This is a genomic window from Oleiphilus sp. HI0128 (assembly GCF_001635365.1).
In genome coordinates this window covers 1-574 of the sequence record NZ_LWGG01001237.1, presented here as the reverse complement: position 1 = coordinate 574, position 574 = coordinate 1, and the positions used below count along the sequence as shown (strand labels likewise).

1 pseudogene is annotated in these 574 nt (G+C 45.3%); it reads left to right on the top strand.

Going from position 1 to position 574, the window contains the following annotated elements:
• Positions 1 to 61: 61 nt before the first annotated feature.
• A pseudogene (locus A3763_RS21020) lies at positions 62 to 574 on the top strand (hypothetical protein); the annotation flags it as partial.

The following is a 574-nucleotide window of genomic DNA, read 5'->3' as shown; positions in this document are numbered from 1 at the left end:
CTTCAAAAGGCATTTTAGATTACCGAAGCCTTCAAGCCCCGGCTATTTGAGACGGGTATTGTTGTGCCTTGTTGCTATTACCAGCCTGCCTCTTATTGTTGCCTGTAGCTCTGATGGCACGGATCCTGTTGTAGTTGACTTACCTTTAGCCTATATAGAAAGACCTATAGAAAACGATGAGGGCGAAGTTGAGCCAGATAATGCGGCTGAGCCGCAATCGTTTCGTCCTGGTGCTGTTTTATACCTAAAGCAAAAAGCATCACTTGATGCTCAAACGGTGGATATTTCTTCGGCAGCCTTTGCTGATGAATCGTTCTTAAACGACGACGGTGAGCTGCTCTACGATGTACGTGACCTCAGTACTTCTTATGATGGTAAGAAACTACTCTTCTCGATGCGTGCGCCAGAGATAGAGAATGCCGATGAAGAAGATCAGCCTACTTGGAATATCTGGGAATATAATATAGAGAGCAGCACGCTCCGCCGTATTTTTGATAGTACGCTGAATGTCAGGGCTGAAGATGGGCATGATATTTCACCCAGCTACCTTCCAGGTGATCGTATCTTATTTACT